General features: G+C 62.9%; 20 protein-coding genes. 11 read left to right on the plus strand and 9 right to left on the minus strand.

The genetic code is table 11. The features are described from left to right. Positions 1-37: 37 nt before the first annotated feature. The 5 genes from pepN to LAD35_RS08265 form a co-directional block, all read right to left on the minus strand. Positions 38-2,764 (minus strand): aminopeptidase N, encoded by a 2,727-nt coding sequence (gene pepN / locus LAD35_RS08245; RefSeq protein ID WP_224152208.1) that lies wholly within the window; start codon positions 2,762-2,764, stop codon positions 38-40. Next, positions 2,754-3,425: an HAD family hydrolase gene (locus LAD35_RS08250; RefSeq protein WP_224152209.1), complete on the minus strand. Its 672-nt coding sequence runs from the start codon at positions 3,423-3,425 to the stop codon at positions 2,754-2,756. Before LAD35_RS08250 ends, pepN begins: the two co-directional genes overlap by 11 nt. Before the next feature lie 106 nt (positions 3,426-3,531). Continuing rightward, positions 3,532-4,636, minus strand: a protein-coding gene (prfB, locus tag LAD35_RS08255) for a peptide chain release factor 2 (protein ID WP_224152210.1) whose coding sequence is annotated in 2 segments (ribosomal slippage) — positions 3,532-4,554 and positions 4,556-4,636 — 1,104 coding nt in all. Because the reading frame shifts where the segments join, the coding sequence is not laid out codon by codon here. Between the two features lie 164 nt (positions 4,637-4,800). After that, positions 4,801-5,478 carry an NUDIX hydrolase gene (locus LAD35_RS08260; RefSeq protein WP_224152211.1) on the minus strand — a complete coding sequence of 226 codons (678 nt, stop codon included), beginning with the start codon at positions 5,476-5,478 and terminating at the stop codon, positions 4,801-4,803. 13 nt (positions 5,479-5,491) lie between these two features. Beyond that, positions 5,492-6,409: an alpha/beta fold hydrolase gene (locus LAD35_RS08265; RefSeq protein ID WP_224152212.1), complete on the minus strand. Its 918-nt coding sequence runs from the start codon at positions 6,407-6,409 to the stop codon at positions 5,492-5,494. A 452-nt stretch (positions 6,410-6,861) separates the two neighbouring features. Here LAD35_RS08265 and LAD35_RS08270 point away from each other — a divergent pair, with 452 nt between their 5' ends. The 3 genes from LAD35_RS08270 to plsY all read left to right on the plus strand — a co-directional run bounded on the left by LAD35_RS08270 (position 6,862) and on the right by plsY (position 9,202). Continuing rightward, positions 6,862-7,923 carry an aldo/keto reductase gene (locus LAD35_RS08270; RefSeq protein WP_224152213.1) on the plus strand — a complete coding sequence of 354 codons (1,062 nt, stop codon included), beginning with the start codon at positions 6,862-6,864 and terminating at the stop codon, positions 7,921-7,923. A 76-nt stretch (positions 7,924-7,999) separates the two neighbouring features. Beyond that, a complete protein-coding gene (gene ybaK, locus LAD35_RS08275) occupies positions 8,000-8,500 on the plus strand; it encodes a Cys-tRNA(Pro) deacylase (protein WP_224152214.1) in 501 nt (166 codons plus the stop codon). Between the two features lie 69 nt (positions 8,501-8,569). Next, complete coding sequence (gene plsY, locus LAD35_RS08280; protein ID WP_224152215.1) at positions 8,570-9,202, plus strand: glycerol-3-phosphate 1-O-acyltransferase PlsY; 633 nt, start codon at positions 8,570-8,572, stop codon at positions 9,200-9,202. A gap of 3 nt (positions 9,203-9,205) precedes the next feature. Here the strand turns inward: plsY and LAD35_RS08285 are convergent, their stop codons facing one another. Further along, entirely contained in the window at positions 9,206-9,853 is a 648-nt protein-coding gene (locus tag LAD35_RS08285) for a Crp/Fnr family transcriptional regulator (RefSeq protein WP_224152216.1), read from the minus strand. A 155-nt stretch (positions 9,854-10,008) separates the two neighbouring features. Here LAD35_RS08285 and LAD35_RS08290 point away from each other — a divergent pair, with 155 nt between their 5' ends. From LAD35_RS08290 to LAD35_RS08305, 4 genes are read left to right on the plus strand one after another with little or no spacing between them, the layout of a single operon-like run. Beyond that, positions 10,009-12,330: a TonB-dependent receptor gene (locus tag LAD35_RS08290; RefSeq protein ID WP_224152217.1), complete on the plus strand. Its 2,322-nt coding sequence runs from the start codon at positions 10,009-10,011 to the stop codon at positions 12,328-12,330. Positions 12,331-12,333: 3 nt separating this feature from the next. Beyond that, complete coding sequence (locus LAD35_RS08295) at positions 12,334-13,659, plus strand: MFS transporter (protein WP_224152218.1); 1,326 nt, start codon at positions 12,334-12,336, stop codon at positions 13,657-13,659. Beyond that, positions 13,656-14,792: a siderophore-interacting protein gene (locus LAD35_RS08300; RefSeq protein ID WP_224152219.1), complete on the plus strand. Its 1,137-nt coding sequence runs from the start codon at positions 13,656-13,658 to the stop codon at positions 14,790-14,792. The genes LAD35_RS08295 and LAD35_RS08300 overlap by 4 nt, the downstream gene beginning before the upstream one ends. Then, a complete protein-coding gene (locus tag LAD35_RS08305; RefSeq protein WP_224152220.1) occupies positions 14,792-15,991 on the plus strand; it encodes an MFS transporter in 1,200 nt (399 codons plus the stop codon). The genes LAD35_RS08300 and LAD35_RS08305 overlap by 1 nt, the downstream gene beginning before the upstream one ends. 76 nt (positions 15,992-16,067) lie before the next feature. On the opposite strand, the gene LAD35_RS08310 is transcribed toward LAD35_RS08305, so the two are convergent. After that, positions 16,068-16,769 carry a retropepsin-like aspartic protease family protein gene (locus LAD35_RS08310; protein WP_224152221.1) on the minus strand — a complete coding sequence of 234 codons (702 nt, stop codon included), beginning with the start codon at positions 16,767-16,769 and terminating at the stop codon, positions 16,068-16,070. 125 nt (positions 16,770-16,894) lie between these two features. Beyond that, complete coding sequence (locus LAD35_RS08315; RefSeq protein ID WP_224152222.1) at positions 16,895-17,380, minus strand: YajQ family cyclic di-GMP-binding protein; 486 nt, start codon at positions 17,378-17,380, stop codon at positions 16,895-16,897. Between the two features lie 66 nt (positions 17,381-17,446). Between LAD35_RS08315 and murB the strand changes: the two genes are divergently transcribed. From murB to LAD35_RS08335, 4 genes are all read left to right on the plus strand, one after another. Then, positions 17,447-18,547: a UDP-N-acetylmuramate dehydrogenase gene (gene murB, locus LAD35_RS08320; protein ID WP_224152223.1), complete on the plus strand. Its 1,101-nt coding sequence runs from the start codon at positions 17,447-17,449 to the stop codon at positions 18,545-18,547. Between the two features lie 20 nt (positions 18,548-18,567). Beyond that, entirely contained in the window at positions 18,568-18,861 is a 294-nt protein-coding gene (locus LAD35_RS08325; protein WP_224152224.1) for a hypothetical protein, read from the plus strand. A gap of 167 nt (positions 18,862-19,028) precedes the next feature. Further along, positions 19,029-20,570: an acetolactate synthase large subunit gene (locus LAD35_RS08330; protein WP_224152225.1), complete on the plus strand. Its 1,542-nt coding sequence runs from the start codon at positions 19,029-19,031 to the stop codon at positions 20,568-20,570. Between the two features lie 634 nt (positions 20,571-21,204). Continuing rightward, the gene (locus LAD35_RS08335; RefSeq protein WP_224152226.1) at positions 21,205-23,097 is read left to right on the plus strand and encodes a trypsin-like peptidase domain-containing protein; all 1,893 of its coding nucleotides are present in this window, start codon (positions 21,205-21,207) and stop codon (positions 23,095-23,097) included. Positions 23,098-23,161: 64 nt separating this feature from the next. Here LAD35_RS08335 and LAD35_RS08340 read toward each other — a convergent pair whose 3' ends face one another. Beyond that, entirely contained in the window at positions 23,162-24,085 is a 924-nt protein-coding gene (locus LAD35_RS08340; protein ID WP_224152227.1) for a DMT family transporter, read from the minus strand. Positions 24,086-24,120 lie beyond the last annotated feature (35 nt).

The raw sequence follows: 24,120 nt of genomic DNA on the forward strand, positions 1-24,120 counted from the left end.
CAGCCGCAAATGGGCACGGCTGGGGAGGCCTGGCACATCAGTGGTTCATCGCCTGGGTGATGATCTCGCGCACATCATTGCTGAGCTTGGGCTTGGCGGCGACCTTGGCAATGGCTTCGCCGGCTGCAGTGCGGTAAGGCTCGGCCAGTTTCTTCCAGCGGTCAAGTGCGCGCGCCAGGCGGGCAGCCACCTGCGGGTTGAAGGCGTCCAGCGCGATCACCTGCTCGGCCCAGAAGGCATAGCCTGCGCCATCTGCGCGGTGGAAGCCGCCAGGGTTGCCGCTGCAGTAGCTGAAAATCACGCTGCGGGCCCGGTTGGGGTTCTTGATGTTGAAGTCGGGCAGCTTCATCAAGGCGCGCACAGCGGGCAGGGCGCTGCCGTCCACATCGGGCGCACCCGCTTGCAGGGCAAACCATTTGTCCATCACCAGTTCGTCGTTCTTGAACATGGCATGGAAGGACTGGAGTGCATTGGCGGCCAGCTCGCTGCCGCTGACAACCAGTGCGCTCAGCGCGTTGTAGCGGTCCGTCATATTGCCTGCGTCCTTGAAGCGCTGCAGCGTCTTGCCAGGCCAGACTTTGTCGCCAGAGGCGCGGGCTGCCACGCACAGCATCAGGAGGGCGTGACCGGCGAGGGCGCGCTTGCCGCTGCTTGCGGCGTCGGGTACATAGGCGCCCGTGTTGCTGCATTGCTCATAGACCCATGCCCAGTCGGCAGCGAGGTCGGAGGCCAGTTGCTGGCGCATGGCTTCGCGCACCTGGTGCACGATCTGCGGATCAACGCTGTCCAGTTGTTCGGTGATGTAGGCCTCGGATGGCAAGGTCAGTGCCAGGTCCTTAAAGGCGGCATCGAGCAGCGGGTCGCGCAGCACGGCTCGCATGGCTTCGACGAATGGCGCAGGCAAGATGTTTGCATCCAGCGCGCTGTCGGCGCTTGCAGTACCTACGCGTGCTGCTATGTTTTGCAGAGCAATTCGCAAGCCCAGGCGCTGGCTGGCTTCCCAGCGGTTGAAGGCGTCTTCGTCGTGTGCCAGCAGGTGGCGAAGCTGGTCGTCGCTGTAATCCATCTCCAGCACCACAGGAGCACTGAAGTTGCGCAGCAGCGATGGTGTGGGCTCCTGGGCCACGCCTTCGAATACGATGGTCTGTGTTGGCTGCGTCAGCACCACGGTGTGGCTGGTGGTGCTGTTGGCAAAGGCAGAGAGGCCTTCTGCAGCACGGATGGCCACAGGCAACTGGCTGCCGTCGGCGCCCACCAGGCCTAGCGTGACCGGGATCACAAAGGGTTCTTTGCTGGGTTGCCCGGCCGTGGCAGGGCAGTGTTGCGACAGGGTGAGCGTGTAGGTCTGGGCCGAGGCATCGTAGGTGCCGCTGGCAACGACACGTGGCGTGCCCGACTGGCTGTACCAGCGCTTGAATTGTGCAAGGTGCTGGGCGAGCGGAGAGCCGGGATTGGCATCTGCCATGGCCTGGGCGAAGTCGTCGCAGGTCACGGCCTGGCCGTCATGGCGCTCGAAATACAGCTTCATGCCCTTGGCAAAGCCTTCGCGGCCCACCAGCTCGGACTGCATGCGCACCACTTCGGCGCCTTTTTCATAGACGGTGACCGTGTAGAAGTTGTTGATTTCTACATAGCTGTCAGGGCGCACGGGGTGGGCCATGGGGCCAGCGTCTTCGGGGAACTGTACGGTGCGCAGCACGCGCACATCGTCAATGCGCTTGACGGCGCGGGCCGATGGCGAGCCCGCCATGTCCATGCTGAATTCCTGATCGCGGAAAACCGTGAGGCCTTCCTTGAGCGAGAGCTGGAACCAGTCGCGGCAGGTGACGCGGTCACCCGTCCAGTTGTGGAAGTACTCGTGGCCCACCACCGATTCGATGTTGGCGTAATCGGCATCGGTGGCCGTGGCCTGGCTCGCCAACACGTACTTGGTGTTGAAGATGTTCAGGCCCTTGTTCTCCATCGCACCCATGTTGAAGTCGCTGGTGGCAACGATCATGAAGCGTTCCAGGTCCAGGCTGAGGCCAAAGCGGGCTTCGTCCCAGGCGATGGATGCCATCAGCGAGTTCATGGCGTGTTCGGTCTTTTCCAGATCGCCGGGGCGCACGTAGACCTGCAGCAGGTGTTCGTTGCCGGCGCGGCTCTTGATCTTCTGCTCACGCGCCACCAGGTTGCCCGCCACCAGGGCAAACAGGTAGCTGGGCTTTTTATGCGGGTCCACCCATTTGGCAAAGTGGCGCCCCTCGGGCAATTCGCCTTGCTCTACCAGGTTGCCGTTGGACAGCAGCACCGGGAAGAGGGTCTTGCTGGCGCGCAGGGTGACGGTGTACATGGCCATCACATCGGGGCGGTCCAGGAAGTAGGTGATGCGGCGGAACCCTTCTGCTTCGCATTGCGTGAAGAACGAGCCGTTGCTGGTGTACAGGCCCATCAGCTTGGTGTTCTTCTCGGGCACGCAGGTGGTGAAGATTTCCAGATCCACCGGATCGCTGCCTTCAGGCAGGTTTTCCAGCACCAGGTCGGAGCCTTCCATCTTGAACGAGGTGCCCGCACCATTGACCAGCACGCGGGCCAGGTTCAATTCGTCGCCATTGAGGTGCAGGGGCTGCGCGGGCACCTCGGGGTTGCGGCGCACGCGCATCTTGTTCAGGACGCGGGTTTTGGCCGGATCCAGGTCGAAAGTCAGATCGACCGTTTCAATCCACCATGCAGGGGCCTGGTAATCGGCACGGTACACGGTGTGTGCTTGTCCTTCACGCATCATGGAGTCTCTCCAGAAATTGCTTGTTCAGCAGGGTCGAGAAATCGGGCGCCCATGCCAGTACATGGGGGCCACCAAGGTCTTGTTGGTTGTGAGTGGTGCCGATGCCTACAGCGCGCATGCCAGCGCGGCGCGCGGCTTCAATACCGTGGGGCGCATCTTCAAACACCACGCAGGCAGCCGGATCAACGTTCAGTCGCTCGGCTGCCTTGAGGAAAATATCGGGGTGGGGCTTGCCGGGCAGGCCCTCGTCACCACGGGCAATGGCGTGCGCGGGAGGCTGCATCTGCAGGTTGCCCAGCACGAAATTCACATTGTCCTGGTCGCCCGCGGTGCCAATGGCCACCTTCAATCCCATTTCATGGGCCTGGGCCGCAAAGCGCTCAAAGCCACCCACCGCGCTGAAGTTGGCTGCAAACAGTTCGCGGTAAATGCCTTCCTTTTCAGCCGTGATGCGTTCGGATTCTTCTGCGCTCACGGTGCGGCCCATCAGGGCGCAGGCGCACTCGAAGGCATTCTTGCCGGTAGTCTGCACCATGAAGGCGGGCACGTTCAGATCCATGCCATGGCGGCGCGCGTATTCAACCCAGGCCTGGGCATGCCAGGGCATGGAATCCACCATGGTTCCGTCCATGTCAAAAATCAGCGCTTGGATGGGAGGCATTGCTGGCAAAGGCTTTCCGGTGGCAGTGCATGGCTGGGGGGCGCGGCCATGCAGGATGAATCAAAAATCTAAAGCGGAGCAGCGTGTGACACGCTGCTCCGAGGGGTTACACACCCTGTTTCAGGGATGCTTCGATGAACACATCCAGATCTCCGTCCAGCACTTTCTGGGTGGCTGAGACTTCGACGTTGGTGCGCAGGTCCTTGATACGGCTGTTGTCCAGCACATAGCTGCGGATCTGGTGGCCCCAGCCCACATCGGTCTTGGTGTCTTCGAGCTTCTGCTGCTCTTCCATGCGCTTGCGCATTTCAAAGTCATAGAGCTTGGAGCGCAGGCGCTGCCAGGCAACATCGCGGTTGCTGTGCTGGCTGCGGCCATCCTGGCATTGCACCACGATACCGGTGGGGATGTGCGTCAGGCGCACGGCTGAATCGGTCTTGTTGATGTGCTGGCCGCCCGCACCGCTGGCGCGGTAGGTGTCGGTACGCACATCGGCCGGATTGATCTGGATTTCGATCGAATCATCGATCTCCGGGTAGACAAACAGCGACGAGAAGCTGGTGTGGCGACCGCCAGACGAGTCAAACGGGCTCTTGCGCACCAAGCGATGCACGCCGGTCTCGGTGCGCAGCAGGCCATAGGCGTACTCGCCCTCGACCTTGATGGTTGCGCTCTTGATTCCGGCCACGTCGCCAGGCGTCTCTTCTTCGACGGTGGCCTTGAAACCCTTGCGCTCGGCGTACTTCAGGTACTGGCGCAGCAGCATGCTGGCCCAGTCGCAGGCTTCGGTACCACCGGCGCCGGCCTGGATGTCGATGAAGCAGTTGAGCGGATCAGCCTCCTGGCTGAACATGCGGCGGAATTCCAGCTCTTCGATCAGCGGGCGCAGTTTGTCGGCTTCGGCCTCGATGGTTTCCAGCCCGGCGTCGTCGCCTTCTTCCTTGCTCATCTCGAAGAGTTCGGAATTGTCGGCCAATTCGCCTGTCAGCTTCTGCAGGGTCAGCACGACGGAATCGAGCGCCTTCTTTTCCTTGCCCAGCTCCTGGGCCTTTTTCGGGTCGTTCCAGACGGCTGGGTCTTCGAGCGAAGCGTTTACCGTGCGCAGGCGTTCGTACTTTGCATCGTAGTCAAAGATACCTCCGAAGCTCTTCTGTCCGGGTGGACAGGTCTTCGAGGGCGTTGCCAATCTGGTTGATGCGTTCTGCTTCCATGTTCTGTGTGTCCTGTTCTTGCAATCAAGCCCATTATTGTCGCATGGCGGCGGTACCGGTCCAGCCATGGTGGCTTTACATACAAGATTGATAAAAATCACCTCTTGCGCTTGACAGACGTGCGCAGGTAGCTATGGTTTTGATACCAAAGCTGCTGGCGGCTACTAACGCCACGCGAACGGAGGCTGGTCAAAATGCGCGACCCGCGTGGTGCGCCCGCACAGGCAGACTTCGCGAAACTGGTACAGAAAAGCCGCCGTGGGTGCCGCAATCCAGCTGTTTCCAATGGGCATGCGCAGAACGGGGTGTGGCGAATGGGCGCTGGCATCGAGCATGGGCGAATCGCGGCGCAGCAATTCGGTCAGCGCAATGCGGTGGATGCTGGCCACCTCGTCCGGATTGGGCTGCAGCTGCGCCACTGTGCCTGCCCAGACCACGACCGGTGTGATGGCAAAGCCGGAGCGGGTGGCATAGTCGTCGAGGCGGCCCAGTATCTGGGTAGGTGCAAGGCGCAAGCCAATCTCTTCCTGCGCCTCGCGCAGCGCAGCCTGCTCGGGCGATTCGCCGGCTTCGATCCGCCCGCCCGGCAGCGCCCATTGCCCGGCGTGGTTGCGCAGATGCAGGGCGCGGCGGGTCAGCAGCAGGGCGGCTTCATGGCTCCAGTGCCTGGGCTCGACCAGGTCTGGCGGGGTGACCTGGGTGGGAAGCTGGGCTCCCGCGCCTTCGTCGCTGATGACCAGCGCGACCGCCGCGCGCGCGTGGCCGCCGCCATCCTGGCTTTGCACGGCAAAGTGCTGCAGTGCGGAGCGGATGCGGGTGCGAAGGGCGGCGGATAGTTCCATGGATTGATGAAGATCAATTTCCCAGAAAGTCCTCGATCAGGGACGCCAGTGCATGTGGCTGGTCGTGGTGCAGCATGTGGCCGGCTTCCGTAAGGCTGGCAACCCGCACATCGGGCACCAACGTGAGGCGTTGCAAAAACTCAGTCTGCGTGAACCTGCCCTGCCAGAAGGCGGCCATGGTGTCGGGCTCGGCTTTGACCATCAGTGTGGGGCAGGTGATGGCCGCGTAGCTGGCCAGCATTTCATCGGCGCGAAACAGCTGTGCGCTGACGACCTTGTGCGCGTCGTCGCCCGCAATGCGCCACTGGCCATCTGCCCCCTCGGTGGCCCAATGGTGGGCCAGCCACAGCGCCTTGTCGGCGGACAGGCGGGGATTGTTCTTCTGCAGGCGAGCGGAGACTTCGGCAGCGTCGGCGTAGGGCCGGGCTCCAATCTTGCCGTGGCGCAGGTCGCGGATTTCGTCCAGCCAGCGGGCGGTACGCTGCGGAGCCTGTGCGGGCTGCGAGGCAGGCAGGCCAAAACCCTCCAGGTTGATGAGCCGACGCACCCGGGCCGGGCGCGCGGCCGCATACAGCATCGCCACATTGCCGCCCATGCTGTGGCCCAGCAGGTCGACCGGCATATGCGGGCTGATCTCGTCGATGAGTGCATCCAGATCGCCCAGGTAGTCCGCAAAAGGAAAGTGGTCGGGTGCGCTGGAGTTGCGGCTTTGGCCAAAGCCGCGCCAGTCGGGCGCGATGATCGTGCGGCTCTCCGTAAATGCATCGCTGAACTGGTCAACCACAAACTGGAACGATGCGCCCACATCCATCCAACCGTGGCACAGCACCAACGGAGGCCGGGTTTGGCTGCCACCCCATTGCAGCAGATGGTAGGGGTGGTTGCGGATGACCAATGGGCGACTGGCGGCATGGCGCTGGGGTTGGTACATGACAGGCGGGTGAGAGGGAGGGTGATCCGGCATTGTCTCGCGCGGCCGGCGCAGGTGGGTGCACCTGGGCGACTGGCCCGTTGGGACAAAAGGGCTGCATATCGTTTTATAGTGCATGCATTGCGCCGCATGCCGCGTTGCGGCGTGCTTTAAGAACGTGTTTACGATCTCTACGCAGCCGCGTTGGAGTGCAATCGGGATGAGTTCGAAGCGCTGGTCCGCAGCTTGCACTGGGGTGCAAGCAAGGGACAGCGCGAAGAAATCGCCCGATTTCACTCCAACCCGGAGGGACAGTGTCTTTGCGGGCGGGTTGCGTCGTTGCAGCGCTTGCTAATAGCTGGCTATTGGCTGCGTGCTGCGCCTAGCAGCCCATCCCGCAAAGCCACTGTCGCGGCGCGAGGAGATCGTAAACACGTTCTAACACTTTTAGATTTTGCAAATCATCGACAACCATGCAAGACATCCAACTCGGCCGCAGTGATTTGAAGGTATCGCCCATCTGCCTGGGCACCATGACGTTTGGCGAGCAGGTGAACGAAGCCGACGCCCATGCCATGCTCAGCCGCGCGCTGGAGCGCGGCGTGTATTTCTGGGACACGGCCGAGATGTACTCGGTGCCTGCCCGTGCCGAGACCTTTGGCGCCACCGAAACCATCATCGGCAACTGGTTCAGGGCCAATCCTGGCAAGCGTGATCAGGTGGTGCTGGCCAGCAAGGTGGCAGGCCCCTCGCGCGGCATGCCCTGGGTGCGCGAAGGCAAGGGCATGACGGCCGCCGACATCGTGGCGTCGTGCGACGCCAGCCTGCGCCGTCTGCAGACGGATGTGATCGATCTCTACCAGATTCACTGGCCGGAGCGCCATGTGCCGGCCTTTGGCAATCTGTACTACGACCCGAAGAAGGAAACCAGCGAAACCACGATCCGCGAGCAGTTGGAAGCGCTGGCAGGCCTGGCGAAGGCGGGCAAGATTCGCCATGTCGGCCTGTCGAACGAGACGCCCTATGGCGTGCACGAGTTTGTGCGCCTTGCCGAGCAGCATGGCCTGCCGCGCGTGGCCAGCGTCCAGAATGCCTACTGCCTCATCAACCGCAGCTGGGAAAACGGCCTGGATGAAACCTGCGACCGCCTGGGCGTTTCGCTGCTGGCCTATTCCCCGCTGGCCTTCGGCCTGCTCACCGGCAAGTATGACGAAAGCGGCATCACCGGCCCGAATGCGCCCAAGGAGGCACGCATTGCAGGCTACGAATCGGTGCGCAAGCAGCGCTGGGGCAGGCCGGAGTCCTTGGTGGGTGCCAAGCGCTACAACCAGCTGGCGCGTGACCACCGCATGACGCCCGCCGCCCTGGCATTGGCCTTCTGCTACACGAAATGGCAGGTGGCCAGCACCATCATCGGCGTGCGCACCATGGCGCAACTGGAAGAAGACTTGAACGTATGGGGCACGCAGCTCTCCGAAGACCTGCTCCGCGAAATCGACGCAATCCGCTGGGAGCTGCGCGATCCGGCGCAGTAATGCGGCGCTTGAGGAAAACAGCTTCGAGAGAGCGGCTGCACACTGCCAGCCGCTCCTTGCCCCTGGGTCAACAGCAATGGCAAAAAAAGACAAGAACGCGCATGTGAGCGAAACCCCCGCCACCCAGATGCTCAAGGCGCACAAGGTGGCGTTCACCGAGCATCCCTATGAATACGTGGAGCATGGAGGCACCAGCGAATCCGCACGCCAGCTGGGGCTGGATGAACATGCAGTGGTCAAGACCCTGGTGATGCAGGACCAGGACGCCAAGCCGCTCATCGTGCTGATGCATGGTGACTGCAAGGTTTCCACCAAGAACCTGGCGCGCCAGATCGGTGCCAAGAGCGTGGAGCCATGCAAACCGGAGGTGGCCAACCGGCACAGTGGCTATCTGGTGGGCGGTACCTCGCCTTTCGGAACGCGCAAGGACATGCCGGTCTATATCGAAGAAAGCATTCTGGCGCTGCCGCGCATTGCCATCAATGGCGGGCGGCGTGGTTTTTTGGTGCAGATCGACCCGCAGGCCTGCGTTCAGGTACTGGGAGCCAAGCCCGTGCAGTGCGCGCTGGCAGAATAGCGACTTGATTCTGTCATATACATACATCCGGGTGCGCAAACCATGGGCGCGCGGGCAAGGGGAAGCGTTTTGAGCATTGTCTATTCCATCCTGGTGGCCGTTGCGGCCTATTTTGTAGGCTCGCTGTCGTTTGCCGTCATCGTCAGCCGCGTCATGGGGCTGAACGACCCGCGCACCTATGGCAGCAAGAACCCCGGGGCCACCAATGTGCTGCGCTCAGGCAGCAAGGCGGCCGCCATCGTGACCCTGCTGCTCGACGCTGCCAAGGGTTGGTTGCCGGTGGCCCTGGTCGCCTGCTTTGGCAAACCCTACGGGCTGGAAGAGGGCGCGATGGCGCTGGCGGGCCTGGGAGCCTTTCTGGGGCACCTGTGGCCGGTTTTCTTCAAGTTCGAAGGCGGCAAGGGCGTGGCCACGGCGTTGGGTGTGCTTGTAGGCTTCAGCGGCTGGCTGGGTCTGCTGGTTCTGGCGTGCTGGGTGGTAGTGGCTGCCGTCTGGCGCTATTCGTCGTTGTCCTCGCTGGTCGCGGCGGTGATGGCGCCGGTGCTGTACATCCTCTTGGGTGGTGATCTGTGGGAATTCAACAAATGGATTTTGCTGGCCATCCTGGCGATGTCGGCCCTGCTGGTGTACCGCCACAAGCTCAATATCCAGCGCTTGCTCGAAGGTAAGGAATCGAAACTGGGTCAGAAAAAGAGCAAATAGCGCTCAGGCGCTGTAGCGGCGCAGACCATCGATGTCCTTGAGGCGCACGCTGCGGTAGCCTACTTCCAGAAATTGCTGTTTTTCCAGCGTCAGCAGGGCTTCGTTCAGGCGGGCGCGGGAAACCTGGCAGAAATCGGCCAGCTCGCTCTGCGTGATATTGAGCAGCCCCGCATCCGGAAACGGAAAGTTCATTGGCGTGATGAGAGAGCCCAGGCATTGGGCCACGCGGCTGGTGACTCCGGTGCATTGCTGGGCTGTCAGAAGGCGCATGAGCTGGTGCGTGCGCTCAGCCGCCAGTTCCAGCAAAAACTGGCTGAACGCCGCAGATGTCTGGCGCAAGGCATGGAAGGCATCTGTAGGGAGGGTGATCATCGTCAGGTCATGCAGGGCGATGGCATCGCAATCCATGACCGCTCCCTGGCGCAGCAGGTAGGTCTCGCCAAACCAGCTGCCCGCATAGCCACACAGCGTGATCGAGCGGCCGCTCTCGGTGGACACGCATATCTTGGCTGCCCCGCGCGACACGCCGATCCAGCCCTGGGGCGCATCGCCGGTGTGCCACAAATGCTGGCCCGCACGCACATGGCGCACCCGTAGATGGGGGTGAACCAGCTCGGCAGCCTGTTCCGGGCTCAGTGTATGGGCCCACATGCAATGGCTCCAATGGGCCAGCACCTGCTCCTTTTTGAGAAAAGCCGTCTTTGAATGCATCTGTATTGAGAATTGTTCTCAAAAGAAAAGAATTCGCATTCTCTTCGATATACGCTTCACCTTTGTAGTTGTGAGCGAATAAGAAGGTGACTTTCATGGGCGATCAGGGGCAGAAGAAAACAGGTCTGGATGCAGCAGTCTGGGCGGATAGGCATGCAAGGGGCATCAAGGTTTACCGTCTGACGCCTGTGGCGTTGGCCATGGCGCTGCTGGCGTGCCAGGCGCAAGCCCAGGTTCAAGGCAGTTCGATGCCGCAGGACACCTCGGCATCGGTCTCCACCGGGCAGGACAATGCGCAGGCAGATACCGAGCTGGCAGTCCAGCGCGTGGTGGCAAGCGCCGCACCCGGCATCCGCAGCGAACTGGCGCAAACCACGCAGATCATTGAAAGCGATGCGCTGCTGCAGCAGGTCAATGCCGGCAAAAGCCTGGGCGAGGCGCTGGGCCAACTGGTGCCTGGCGTTGACCTGGGCGGCCAATCGCGCAGCAACTTCGGGCAGAACCTGCGCGGCCGCACCATGCTGGTGATGCTCGATGGCGTGTCGCTCAACAGCTCGCGTGGCACGGCGCGGCAACTCGATTCGATCGACCCGTTCAACATCGAGCGCATCGAGGTGCTCTCGGGGGCCAGCGCGCTGTATGGCGGCGGTGCCACGGGCGGCATCGTGAACATCATCACCAAGAAGGGCAGCGCAGCCGGCATGCAACTGGGCAGCGAGGTCGGGGTGACCTCGGGCTTTCAGGGCTCGCGCGACCACCAGTACAGGCTCGCGCAATCGATTGCCGGCGGTAACGACCGGGTGCAGGCGCGCCTGGGTATCGCACTGCAAAACAACGGCAGCTTCTATGATGGCAAGGGCACACCGGTACGCACTGATATTGCCCAGACGGACACGCAGAACACCAAGGGGGTGGATGTGCTGGGCAATATGCAGATCAAGATCAGCCCGCAGCAGACGCTGGGGCTGACGGGCCAGTACTACCGCAACCGGTTTGATGGATCGTCGTACCTGTACGGCGGTCCCAATCTGGCAGGCATCATGGGAGGAAAACCGGAGCTGCTCGAGCAGCGCGGCGGTTTCGTGAGCGATGTGATGCCCAAGACCGAGCGCGCCCTATTCAATGCCGACTACCACGCGGCACAGGTATTTGGCGGGCAGGATCTGTATGTGCAGGGCTTCTGGCGGCAGGAAAAGCTGGATTTCGCGCCGTTTCCAAGCTCGGTGGTGACGGCATCGCGCCAGAACACCGACACCTGGGGGCTGAAGGCGGCCCTCTCCAAGACCTGGGGCGGCATCAATCTGCGTTACGGCGTCGATTGGGACCGCGAGAGCTTTGACGGAGAAGGCGCCGTTTTCGACACGGCGCAGTCCCTTGCATCCGGGGGCATGGTCAACCGCCAGATCGGCACCGTGGGGCGCTATGCGGGCTACCGGGTGAACACGGCTGCTGCCTTTGCGCAGGCGGAATGGAAGCTCGATCCGCAGTGGACGCTCAACGGCGGCCTGCGCTACCAGAAGACCGACCTCACGGTCGACGACTTCGTGGGTTACACCCAGCAGCTGTCCATGCTGCTGGGCCGGGGCACCAGTGCAGATGCCATCCCGGGCGGCAAGAACAGCTACAACGTCAGCCTGTTCAATCTGGGCGCGCGCTACAAGATCGATGCTGCACGCAGCACCTGGCTGAACTATGCGGAAGGCTTCGAGCTGCCCGACCCTGCCAAGTACTACGGCCAGGGCAGCTATGTGGCCAAGGGCGCGCACTGGCAGCTGGTGTCTGCCATCGACCCGGAAAGCTCTCCGCTCAAGGGTATCAAGACGCGCCAGCTGGAGTGGGGCTTCAAACAGGCCAGCGGTGCGCTGCGGGCACAGACGGCGCTGTTCTATGCATGGTCGGACCAGACGCTGCAGCTGAACAACAGCAACAACAACGTGACCATCAACGTGGCCGATGAAAAACGCCGCAACTACGGATGGGAAGGCGCCATCGATTACACCGTCGCCCGTGGCTGGGATGTGGGTGGCAATGCATTGTGGATCCGTTCGGAGACGCGGCAAAACGGCAACTGGGCCAAGCAGAGCATCATGACGGCAAGCCCGTCCAAGCTGTCTGCCTATGTGCAGTGGAGCCCCAACCCCGTGACGCTGCGCCTGCAGGCAACGCATATGTTTGCGCTCAAGGACGCAAGCGCGCTCAAGATCGATGGCTTTACCACGGTCGATCTGATGGGCGGCGTCAAGCTGCCGGTAGGGCGCCTGAACTTCGGGATTCAGAACCTGCTGGACAAGCAATACCTGACCACCTGGTCGCAGCGAGCCATGGCCCTGTACGGCACGGGCGCGGTCTCGCCGCAGGCTTTTGCCTTCTATGGGCGTGGCCGCACCTTTGCCCTCAACTATGCCGTGGAGTACTGATGCATGGCTGCGGTGACGCAAGAGGCTGACCTGGGTGCAACGCACACGGCGCCCACGGCGCCCGCGAAGCGGCCATGGCACTTCTGGGCAGTGCTGGTGGCGCTGTATGTGGCGCAGGGCGTGCCTTCGTACCTGATGATCATGACCGTGCCTGCAGCCCTGCGTGCGGCGGGCATGCCCTTGCAGCAGGTCGGCATGCTGTCGATTCTGATGCTGCCACTGGTGCTCAAGTTCATCTGGGCGCCCTGGGTGGACCGGTTGCGCCCCCTGCGCTGGGGGCACCGCCGGGGCTGGATCGTCTGCACCCAGCTGGCCACCGTGGCCAGCGTTGCGGCACTGGCCTGGGCGGGGCCACAGGCGCCCATCGGGCTGATTGTCGGCATCGGCATGTGCATGGCGCTCAGCATTGCCACGCAGGACATCGCCACCGATGGCTATGCCACGCAGCAGTTGCGCAGCGATGAGCTGGGGCGCGGCAACGCGATCCAGGCCGCATCGGTGGCGGGTGGCGTGCTGGTGGGTGGGAGCCTTGCCATGTTTCTGGTGGAGCATTGGGGCTGGTACCCCACCATGGGCCTGATGGCGTTGCTGTGCCTGCTTCCGCTGCTGGCCCTGCCGTGGATGAAGGAGACCGGGCCAGATGCCGATGGGCTCGCCAGCGGCGAGGGTGTGCAGCCGCACCGGGCCAGCATTCGCCGGTTCTTTGCCCGGCCGGGGGTATGGACCGTGCTCGGGCTGGCCGTGGTGTACCGGCTGAGCGAGGGCATGCTGCGCTCGATGGAGAGCAGCTACCTGCTGCACAGCGGGTTGAGTCTGAGCCAGGTAGGGCTGATTGCCGGCAGCGGCGCAGCCATTGCCGGGCTGGCAGGCAGCTATCTGGCCGCGCGCTGGCTGCAGCGCAGCAGTCGTACGCAGGTGCTGTTGGGCCTGAGTACCTTGCGTGTGCTGGCATTTGTGTTGTTTTTGCTGCATTCGCTGCAGTGGCTGGGCGGGGCGGTACCGCTCGCGGTGCTGGCGGTCGGCCTGAGCGTGCAGCGCTATATGGAAATGGTGGCGCTGTATGCACTGTTCATGTCCACCGCAAGCCGCAGGCAGCCGGGTACCGACTTTTCAATCCTGGCCTGCGCAGAACTGACCAGCTACATGCTCAGTTCCATGGCGGGCGGCTTTATCGCCAAACAGTTTCAATTTACCGGCCTCTTTGCCACTGCCAGCGTGATTGCCGTGGGTTGCTGGTTGGCTACCTACTGGCTGCTGCAGCGTCAGACGGCACAAACCGAAGATGTGCAGGCAGAAGCACCGATGGCGGTGGGGAGAGCGGACACATGAGTGCAACAGAGATAGATACCGAGATTGAGCCGCAGGCGCTTGAGGCGCGCATCACCCTGCCGCGCGCTGCAGCCTATGTGCAATGGCTGGTGCGCCACTGGTGCGACGAGGGGGTGGATGTGGAGGAGCCTGTGCCGGGCCAGGTGCGGTTGTCGCTCACCGATGTCGGTGTGGTGGAACTGAACGTGGTGGCCACGCGGCAGCTCGACTGCAGGCTGGCGCCTGCCACCGCACGCATGGGCGAGCTGATGCAGCTGTCACTGACCGAACATCTGGCCGAGTTTGCCGACGAAATGGCGTGGCCCGATGGCAGCTGGGATGTGGCGTGGAGTGGGCAGGCCCCGCGCAGCCCCGGGCAGCTGCAGGTGTTGCAGGTAGGCAGCAACCGGGCGTTGACCCCGCTGATGCGCCGCTTGCGCCTGCAAGGCGATGGCGTGCGCGCTTTTGCCGACGGCCTGCATGTGCGCATGCTGCTGCCCACACCCGGCCAGACGCCTGCCTGGCCCGAGGTGCAGCAGGATGGCCGCCTGCAGTGGCCCATGGGAAAACCGCGCATGCCGCGCCGTACCTATACGATCCGTGCTATCCATTTGGAAGAGCAGTGGATGGATGTGGATGTGCTGCTGCACCCGGATGCGAAACCAGGCGTACAAGTTGATGGGCCAGCAGTGGCGGGCGCATCGCCCGGCGCAGGCTGGGCTTTGCAGGCCGCACCGGGCAGCACTGTCGGCGTGCTGAGCCCTGCAGGCGGCCTGGCGCCGCGCGCTGCGCGGCGTGTGCTAGTGGCCGATGCCTGTGCGCTGCCGGCTGCGGCGCGGTTGGTGCAGGCCGCACCCGATACGCCGCCTTCAGGCCTGCTGCTGTGGGTGGCGAATCCGCAGGAGTGCGCGGCCTGGGATGTGGAGACTGCATCAGGCGTCGATCCGACCTGGATATGCAGTGGCGCGCCTGGCGCCTCACCGGCAGAGATTGACCAGGTGCTGCGCTGGCTGGCGTTGCAGGATTGGAGCGGCGCAGATACAGTCCTGTGGGTAGCTGGCGGCCTGCCGTTGACGCAGGCGGTGCGCAGTTGGGTGGCGGGCCAGTCGCATCTGGCGCGCGTGCGGTGCATGATCCATACCTATTGGCGTTGATGAATACAGAGATTTCTGCGGCACCCTCCGGGCCGCGAGCCATTCCCAAAAGCGTATGGGCCCTGGGCTTCGTGTCGATGTTCATGGACATTTCCTCCGAAATCGTCCATGCGCTGCTGCCGGTGTACATGGCCACCGTGCTGGGCGCCACGGCGCTGCAGGTCGGGCTGATCGAGGGCATTGCCGAGGCGACAGCATCCATTACCAAGGTGTTCTCAGGCGCCATCAGCGACCGTTTTGGCAAGCGCAAGCTGCTGGCGGGCATCGGCTATGGCCTGGGGGCGCTTACCAAACCGGTGTTTCCGCTGGCAACCGGGCTGGAATGGCTGGTGGGCGCGCGTTTTATCGACCGCATCGGCAAGGGCATACGGGGCGCGCCACGCGATGCGCTGGTGGCCGATGTCACGCCCGCCGAGCTGCGGGGCGCCGCCTACGGCCTGCGCCAGACGCTCGATACGATTGGTGCCTTTACCGGCCCGTTGCTGGCCATGCTGCTGATGTGGTGGACGGCCAACAACTACCAGTTGGTCTTCTGGCTGGCGGTGCTGCCCGCATTCATTGCAGTCGCCATTTTGGTGATCTTTGTCAAGGAGCCCGCGCATGCGTCGCCCGTCCAGGCGCGGCGCATGCCGCTCAGCCGGGCCCAGATGCAGCGCCTGGGCCGCAGCTACTGGTGGGTGGTTGCCATTGGGGTGGTGATGACGCTGGCGCGGTTCAGCGAGGCTTTTCTGGTGTTGCGTGCGGTCGATGCGGGCTTGCCAGCCATGCTGGCGCCGCTGGTACTGGTGGTCATGGGTGTGGCCTATTCGCTCTCGGCCTATCCGGCAGGCGTGCTGTCTGACCGCCTGCCGCGCCACCAGGTGCTGGCAGCGGGCATGGTGCTGCTCGTGCTGGCCGATCTGGCGCTCGCGCTGCTGCCCGGGCTATGGGGGCTGGCGCTGGGTGCGGCGCTTTGGGGGCTGCACATGGGGTGCACGCAGGGCTTGCTCAATGCCATGGTGGCCGACACCGTGCCCGCAGACCTGCGCGGCACCGCCTTTGGGGTGTTTCACCTGCTGGCAGGCGTGGCGCTTCTGCTCGCCAGCGTGATTGCCGGGGCCCTGTGGGACTGCCTGGGCCATGAAGGCACCTTTATCGCCGGGGCGATGTTTGCGACGGTGGCGATGCTGGGGTTTGTCGCCAGGCGGCAAAGGGCCTGAGAAACCTGCCCTGGGAGCCTGTTCAAAGTACACGGCCATCGCCTGCGCGCGCTGCAGAAGCGCCAAATGCGCAGTTCTATTTCGCCCGGTCCAGCGTCAGCTGCGGGCCGATGCGCGTCATGTGAAAACTGTTGAGAAAGCTGTTGCCCAGCAGCACATAGGGCATCTCACCCGCGCCAATCACGGCGTCCACGTTGCGCAGCTCCACATCGGAGATGCGCACGCTGGCCAGTTGAACGTACCAGCCTTGCGCCACGCCATTGGCCGTGCCCATGCGTACCGCGCGGCCCTTGGTGTAGTCGATGCCCAGCTTGCGCGCCTCGCTCATGCCCATGCTCACGGTCGTCGCTCCGGTATCCACGAGAAAGCGCGTGCTTTTGCCATTGATCATGCCGGGCGTCAGAAAGTGGCCCTGCGGGTTGGCCATCAGCACGATGCGGCCTGTGTTGCTGGAGGGCAGCGTGCTACCCGTCACGCTGACGGGTGATTCGCCCAGGCGCAGGGTGAGGGGCTGGCCGCCAATGCGCACCTGGGCTTCGCCATCCTTCACGCTGACGACCTGCACCTTTTGGTAACTGCTGCCAGCTTCCACCGCCTTGGGGGCGCCGCCATCCACCACGAGCAGGGCCTTGTTGCCCAGAATGCCGGTCAGTGCAACGGATTTGGGGGCTTCATCCGCCTCCTGCGCACTGGCGGCACCGCCCGCGCAGGCCAGCGCCAACAGTGCCTGGCAAAAGGCGGCACGGGTGGCTCGGGCAAAGCGGTGCGGAGGGTTCATGATGAAATGGCTGCTGGCGCTTATCTATAGAGCGCTTATTGCTATGAAATATATAGTGAAAATATCAAGAAAAAGGCAGGCACCTTTGCCAGCTGCCTGCCTTTGCCCTGGCCAAAGGCTGTGGATCAGTCACGGAAGTTGTTGAAGGACAGCGGCACATCGGTCACTTCCTTCTTCAACAATGCCATGGCCGCCTGCAGATCGTCACGTTTGGCGCCGGTCACACGCACGGCGTCGCCCTGGATGGCTGCCTGCACCTTCATCTTGCTTTCCTTGATGGCCTTCTGGATTTTCTTGGCCAGTTCCTGCTCGATGCCGTTGCGCACCTTGATGACCTGCTTGACCTTGTCGCCGCCCACCTTTTGGACATTGCCCTTGTCGAGGAAGCGCACGTCCACATTGCGTTTGGTCAATTTGTTGCGCAGGATGTCTTCAACCTGCACGAGCTGGAAGTCGGCGTCGCCGAACAGGGTGATTTCCTTGTCCTTGAGCTCGATGGCAGCCGATGTGCCCTTGAAGTCAAAACGGGTGCCGATTTCCTTGGCCGAATTCTCGACAGCGTTCTTCACCTCGACGAAGTCGGCTTCGCAAACCGTGTCAAACGATGGCATACATACTCTCCTTGCAGATCAGGCAAGCTTGCCTGCGTGGGTCGCTACAAGTGCGACAATCTACCGATGTTAGTCGAGAAAAATGCCCCGCTGCAGCAATACAACACCTTTGGCATCATGGCCCGCGCCATGAATCTGGTGCGCGTGCAGTCCGAACAGGATATCCGTGAGTTTCTGGCTGGCCCACCCCTGGGCGCGAGCCGCCAGGTGGTGGTGCTGGGGGGGGGGAGCAACATCGTCATCACCCGCGATGTGGAGCCGACCGTATTCAAGATGGAGATCATGGGCAAGCGCCTGGTTGCCGAGACGGACAGGCACTACATCATCGAGGTCGGGGCGGGCGAGGTCTGGCACGACGTAGTGGCCTGGAGCCTGGAGCAGGGCTACCGCGGGCTGGAGAATCTAGCGCTGATCCCGGGCACCGCAGGTGCGGCGCCCGTGCAGAACATTGGTGCCTATGGCATCGAGCTGCAGGACCGCTTCGATTCGCTGGACGCCGTGGACCTGACCAATGGCGAGAGCTTCAGCCTGAACGCCGCCCAATGTGCTTTCGGCTACCGTGACTCGGTTTTCAAGCACGCACCTGCTGAAACGATGCCCCTGACCATGATTGCCCGTGCCACCGGCTCCACGGCACCGCGCGGCATGGGCCTTGCCGGCAGGGCGGTGATCACCCGCGTGCGCCTGCGCCTCGCCAAGGACTGGAAGCCTGAGTTGAGCTACCTGGACCTGACACGCAAACAGGCGGAAAAAGGTGTTGAGAACCCCACGGCGCAGGATATTTTCAGCTGGGTGGTCGAGATCCGCCGCGCCAAGCTGCCCGATCCGGCAACCATCGGCAATGCAGGCAGCTTTTTCAAGAATCCGCAGGTGAGCAGCGAGGTGTGCGAAGACATCATTGCGCGCGAACCCAAAATCGTGCATTACCCGATGCTGGACGGCAGCGTCAAGCTCGCCGCTGGCTGGATGATCGATGCCTGTGGCTGGCGCGGCAAGAGCATCGGCAAGGCGGGCGTGTACGACCGGCAGGCGCTGGTGCTGGTCAACCTGGGGCAGGGCGACAACAGCGTGACGGGAGGCGAGGTGGTCACCCTGGCGCAGGCCATCCAGGCCAGCGTGTATGAGCGCTTTGGCATCCGGCTGGAGCCGGAACCCATCGTCTGGTAAGGCCTGCCCGGGAGCACGGCATGACCCACAATGAATTCCTCATGGTATTTGCGTGGTTGTATGTGCTGCCGTTTGTCGTCGCTTGTCTGGCCTTGTTGGCATATGGCAGGTATGCCTGCAGGCAATTGACCTGGAAGCGTTATGTGCAGGCTGCAGGGCTCATGGCCTTGCTGGCCATCCCCGTAGGCACGGGCATGGTACTGGCTGTGCCGTATTGGCTGCTGGTGAGAGACTGGCCTGTCATGTGGGCGCCGTGGATGTTCATGACGCTGGGCTGCGTGCTGCCGTTCGCCTGCAGGTGGCTGATGCGGTGACGGCAGGTATTCCGAGGCAATCAGATGAAACAGACCCCTGGCGCTCAATGGTAGGGTGCTGGTAGCTACTGTATTCATAGCAATCCCTGGCATCCGCGTGACTGCCGTGATCCGTATCCTCCGCAACAATGGAGGCACAGCGATCACAGAGACGGAGCGGCTTTGCCATGAACGGCGCAAAAAGTTTGGTCAAGACCTTGTTGGCCGCAGGTATCGACACCTGTTTTGCCAACCCGGGGACGAGCGAGATGCATTTTGTGGCGGCGCTGGACCAGGTGCCCGGCATGCAATGCGTGTTGGGCCTGCAGGAGAACATCGTCACCGGCATGGCGGATGGCTACTACCGCATGGCGCGCAAACCCGCCTGCACTCTGCTGCATTGCGGGCCCGGTCTTGCCAACGGGCTGGCCAACCTCCACAACGCGCGTCGCGCGCGCAGCGGAATCGTCAATATCGTGGGCGACCAGGCCACCTACCACCGACCGCTCGATGCACCATTGACTGCCGACACCGAGGCGTTGGCGCGTACGGTGTCGGCCTGGGTGCATACGGCCGGCACGCCCGCAGATGTGGGACGCGATGCCGCGCTGGCCGTGCGCGCGGCCCGTACGTTTCCAGGCCAGATTGCCAGCCTCATCCTCCCGGCCGATACCAGTTGGGGCGAGGGCGGCGAAGTTGCTGGCGTACTGCCCGAGCCGCAGCCCGCACCGCTCGATCCCTATGCCGTGGAAGGTGCCGCCCGGGCCTTGCGCAGCGGTCAACATGCATTGCTGCTGCTGGCCGGAGATGCCGCCTTTGAAGAAGGCCAGCAGCAGGCCTGGCGCGTGGCCAGTGCCACGCGCGCGGCCATCATGCTCGACTACGTCTGCGCCCACGTACAGCGTGGAAGAGGGCGTTTGCAGATCGAACGCGTGCCTTACGGCATGGAAGCGGCCATCCAGGCGCTGGCGCGGTTCGAGCACATCATTCTGGTGGGCGCCAAGCCGCCGGTGGGCTTTTTTGCCTACCCGGGCCTGCCATCCACCCAGCACCCGGCCACGGCGCAATTGCACACCCTGGCCCGGCCGGAGCAAAGCGCCACCGAGGCATTGCGCGCTCTGGCCGATGCGCTGGGCGCGCCTGCGGTTGCGATTCCCGATCCCGGCCCGCGCCCCGAGGCAGCCCGTGGCGCCCCCACGCCAGAAGGCCTGGCCCAGACTGTGGCGGCGCTGATGCCCGAAGGCTCCATTGTGTCGGACGAATCCATCTCGTACGGCCGGGGCTTTTATCCGCATACCTTTGCTGCACCTGCGCACGACTGGCTGCACCTGGGCGGCGGCGCCATTGGTGACGGCATGCCGGTGGCCACTGGCGCTGCGCTGGGGGCATGCAAAGAGCGGCGAGTCATCAACCTGCAGGCAGACGGCTCGGCCATGTACAGCCTGCAGGCGCTGTGGACGCAGGCGCGCGAAGGCCTGCCGATCACCACCATCCTCCTCAACAACAGCAAGTACAACATCCTGATTGGTGAGTACAGGAACGTGGGTGCCACCCCGGGGCCCACGGCCATGGGCATGCTGGATCTGGGCAACCCGGGCATCAACTGGGTGGCGCTTGCCAATGGCATGGGTGTGGAGGCCGCCCGTGCCACCACCATGGAGGCCTGCAGCGACCTGCTGCGCGCCAGCTTTGGCAGGCCTGGCCCCTTCCTGATCGAGCTGGTGGTGTAGGTCCGGGTCGATCCGCACCGGCAACCATTGCGCAGCTGTGAACGCCGCTTTGGGGCCAGGGAAGCGAGCGCGGAAAGGTAGGAGGCATGTGAGATGCTGCCGCTCTGTGGCATTGCCGCGCTCGCCTTTTGGGGGGGCGTGCAGTTCGATGGCGCGGCTGCCCCGAGCGCATCTTGTGCAAGGCCTCCAGGAAAGCCCTTTTCCCCCGGCATTGCGGCCACACCCTCTAGCTGCCGTAGCAGCATGCCCAGGGGTAAGGCGGGCGATGCCTGCCTCCGTTTTTGCGCATGTTTTTCGCTATGGCGGCGAGATCAAACCATTCAACAGGCAATCGTCTATGGCGAAGAGATTCCGTGACCGCGGAGGGAGACACACCGTGCCCTGTCAATCAATAAGCAAAAATTGTATATTTTGTGAGTAAATGCTTATCTTCTATACCTTGTTGAGCAATGAATAATTATTCATTCATGCAGATTCATCAATGAAGAAGATTCAATTTTTTTCAAAATTAACAAAATCAATTTTATTGAAATATTCATAAACTAAGGTCAATTATCCGACATACGTACTTACTTTTATAAAAGCTATCGGTACCATTGAGTGATTCAATTTCTCCTTTGTTGGAGATCGCCCGATGGTTCGCTCTTCCCGTGCTTGCACGCAGGCCTTTTTTGCCGCATTGGCGGCCCTCATGCTGTGTATTGGCACGGGTGCTGCACAGGCGCAAAGCGTGCAGGCGCGTGTGCAGCCTGCGGATATGGCCAAGCAGGCCACTGTGCAAAGGAACCAAGCCTTGGCCCCGGTGCCTGCAGTGGTCGATCTGGGTGCCTGGGCGGCTCCCAAGACAGCAGCGGCGCGCAGCGATGTGATACAGATCGGTGCCCGCCGGGCAGTCACTCTGACTGGGACGACCCAGGCCACTGGCGCCTTGCTCCAGTGGCAGGCGTCGGGAGATGGGGGCCTCGTAGCGGCTGTGAGCTTTGTCTCCGATGATGCGTTCGGCTTGCGCGCAGGCCTGCAGATCGGCTCTTTGCCAGGCAATGCCACTGTCCGTGTCTATGCCCCTGATGACCGTGACGGGGCATTCGAAATATCCGGTCGGGGCATTGCACAGATACTGCAGAACAACAACCAGGCGGGAGAAGTGCCAGCGACGGCAAACACCTGGTGGACGCCTGCGGTGGATGGCAACGAGCTGACGGTGGAAATCCAGCTGCCTGCTGGCGCAGCGGCCAGCGACGTGAAAGTGTCCATCCCAAGCCTCGTGCACATCTATGAAAACATCTTCGCCCTGATCGACGACGGCACGCAATTCCAGGCCAAGCTCAACAACGCCGCCAGTTGCACGCTGGACTCCACCTGCTACGACGCCTATGCCCGCCAGCGCGATGCCGTGGCCCGCATGCTCTATGTGAATGCCGACGGCGCTTTCCTGTGCACCGGCACGTTGCTCAATGACCGCACAGGCAGCGGCACGCCATACTTCATGACGGCCAACCATTGCATCAGCTCACAGGCCGCCGCGTCGAGCCTGCAGACCTTCTGGTTCTACCGCACGCCCAGTTGCAACAGCCGCCTGTTGTCTTCGGCCAGCAAAACCCTCAAGGACGGGGCCAAGCTGCTGTACACATCGGCTACCCCCGATGCCACCTTGCTGGTATTGAACGACACCCCACCTGCCGGTGCCGTGTTCGCAGGATGGGATGCCAATGCCGTGGCCAAGGGCGCTGCCGTGGTGGGCGTGCACCACCCGCGTGGCGACCTGCAGAAAATCAGTTTCGGCAGTGTGGTGGGCAGCACCGATTGCAAGCCGGGCAAGGGCGTCTTCACCTGCTACGCCAGCGATGCCATGGGCGAGAACTACTACCGCGTGCAGTGGAGCCAGGGCATGACCGAAGGCGGCAGCAGCGGCTCGGCCCTGTTTGTCAACGGCGTGCTCACCGGCATGCTCTCCAATGGCTCGGCTTCGTGCACCAATGCCGGCGGCTTCAACAACTATGCGCGCTTTGACCGGGTGTTCCCTGCCATCCAGCAATGGCTCTTTGCCGAAGTGGCCGCCTTTGCCGCCGACAGCCATGGCCGCAGCGCCGTCTTCCGCTTCTATAACGCCCAGACCGGCGCTCACTTCTATACAGCCAGTGTGGAGCAGCGCGACGCAGTGATCGCCGTATTCCCGGCCTTCCAGTATGAAGGTGTGGCCTTTTATGCGTATAGCCAACAGGCGGGCGCAGGCCTCGTACCGGTCTACCGCTTCTACAACCAGCAGAACGCATCACACGTCTACACCGTGAGCACCTCCGAGCGCGACGCCATGCGGGCCAACCCCGCCGTGTTCAGCGACGAGGGCGTGGCCTGGTGGGCGCAAGCGGGCGAAAGCTCCGCAACCCAGGCGGTGTTTCGCTTCCTGAACCAGCAGACGGGCCGTTATTTCTACACGGCCAGTGCCCAGGAGCGCGATCAGGTCATCGCCACGTACCCCCAACTCCAGTACCAGGGTGTGGCGTACAGCTTGTGGGTTGGGCAGTAAACAAGCCCAGTGTTGCGGCCTCTTGTCGAGAGACATTGACAGCTTCGGGCCTGGCGCAAACAGGCTATCGTCGCCCGGCAATCCACCCATACCCGCTCACCAGCATCACCCCGGCAAGCGCAATCAATGCTCCGATCACAAAGCCGGGTTCAATGGGCTCGTGCAGGAGCCAGGCGCCGAGGATGACGCCAAAGATCGGGGTCAGAAAGGTGAGCACGCCCAGTTGTGATGCCAGGTAGGTGCGCAGCAGCCAGAACCAGGTCAGCAGGCTGGCAAAGGCCATGGGCAAGGCGTTGAAGGCCATGCTGGCCCAGAAGGCGGGTGTGGGGTTGATGCGGCCCTGTCCACTGCCGATTGCAACGGCAACCAGCACCACGCAGCCCACCACCAACTGGTAGAGCAAGGTCTGCGCCGCAGGCAAGGCAGACAGCCGCGTGGTGCGGATGGCGACCGTGGTGGCGCCCCATGCCATGCCCGCCAGCAGAGCGAGCAGATCGCCCCAGAGCATGGTGCCCACGCTGCCGCCCTGGCTTGCGCCAGTTGCGCCGTTGCGCCACAGAAAGGCGACCGCGATGCCGGCAAAGGCGAGCGCGATGCCCAGCCACTGCAGCGGTGCCAGCCTTTCCTGGGGCAGCTTGATGTGCAGGCCAAGCGCGGCCCAGATAGGGGCGGTGTAGAGCAGTACTACCATGTGGGCCGCCGATGTGTGGCGCAGGCCTTCGCCCACCAGCACAAATTCCAGCGCAAACAGCGCGCCGACCCACAGGCCCGGGCGCCAGCTTCCATCGCCCCATTGGATGTGCTCGCCACGCCAGCGCATCCACAGCCAGACCAGAATGGCGGCAATGCCAGAGCGCAGGCCGATCTGCATCATCGGGGCCGCATCGTGCGCGGTGGCCTTGAGTACGATCTGCTGGCCGCTCCAGATGAGGCACAGCACGAGCATCAGGCCGATGGCGCGGGTATCGAGGGCTTGGCGGGTGTCCATGGGGGGGCTTGTTTGGGCGGAGCAGGCATTGTCGG

This window comes from Comamonas odontotermitis (genome assembly GCF_020080045.1).
GTDB classification, from domain to species: Bacteria; Pseudomonadota; Gammaproteobacteria; order Burkholderiales; family Burkholderiaceae_C; genus Comamonas; species Comamonas odontotermitis.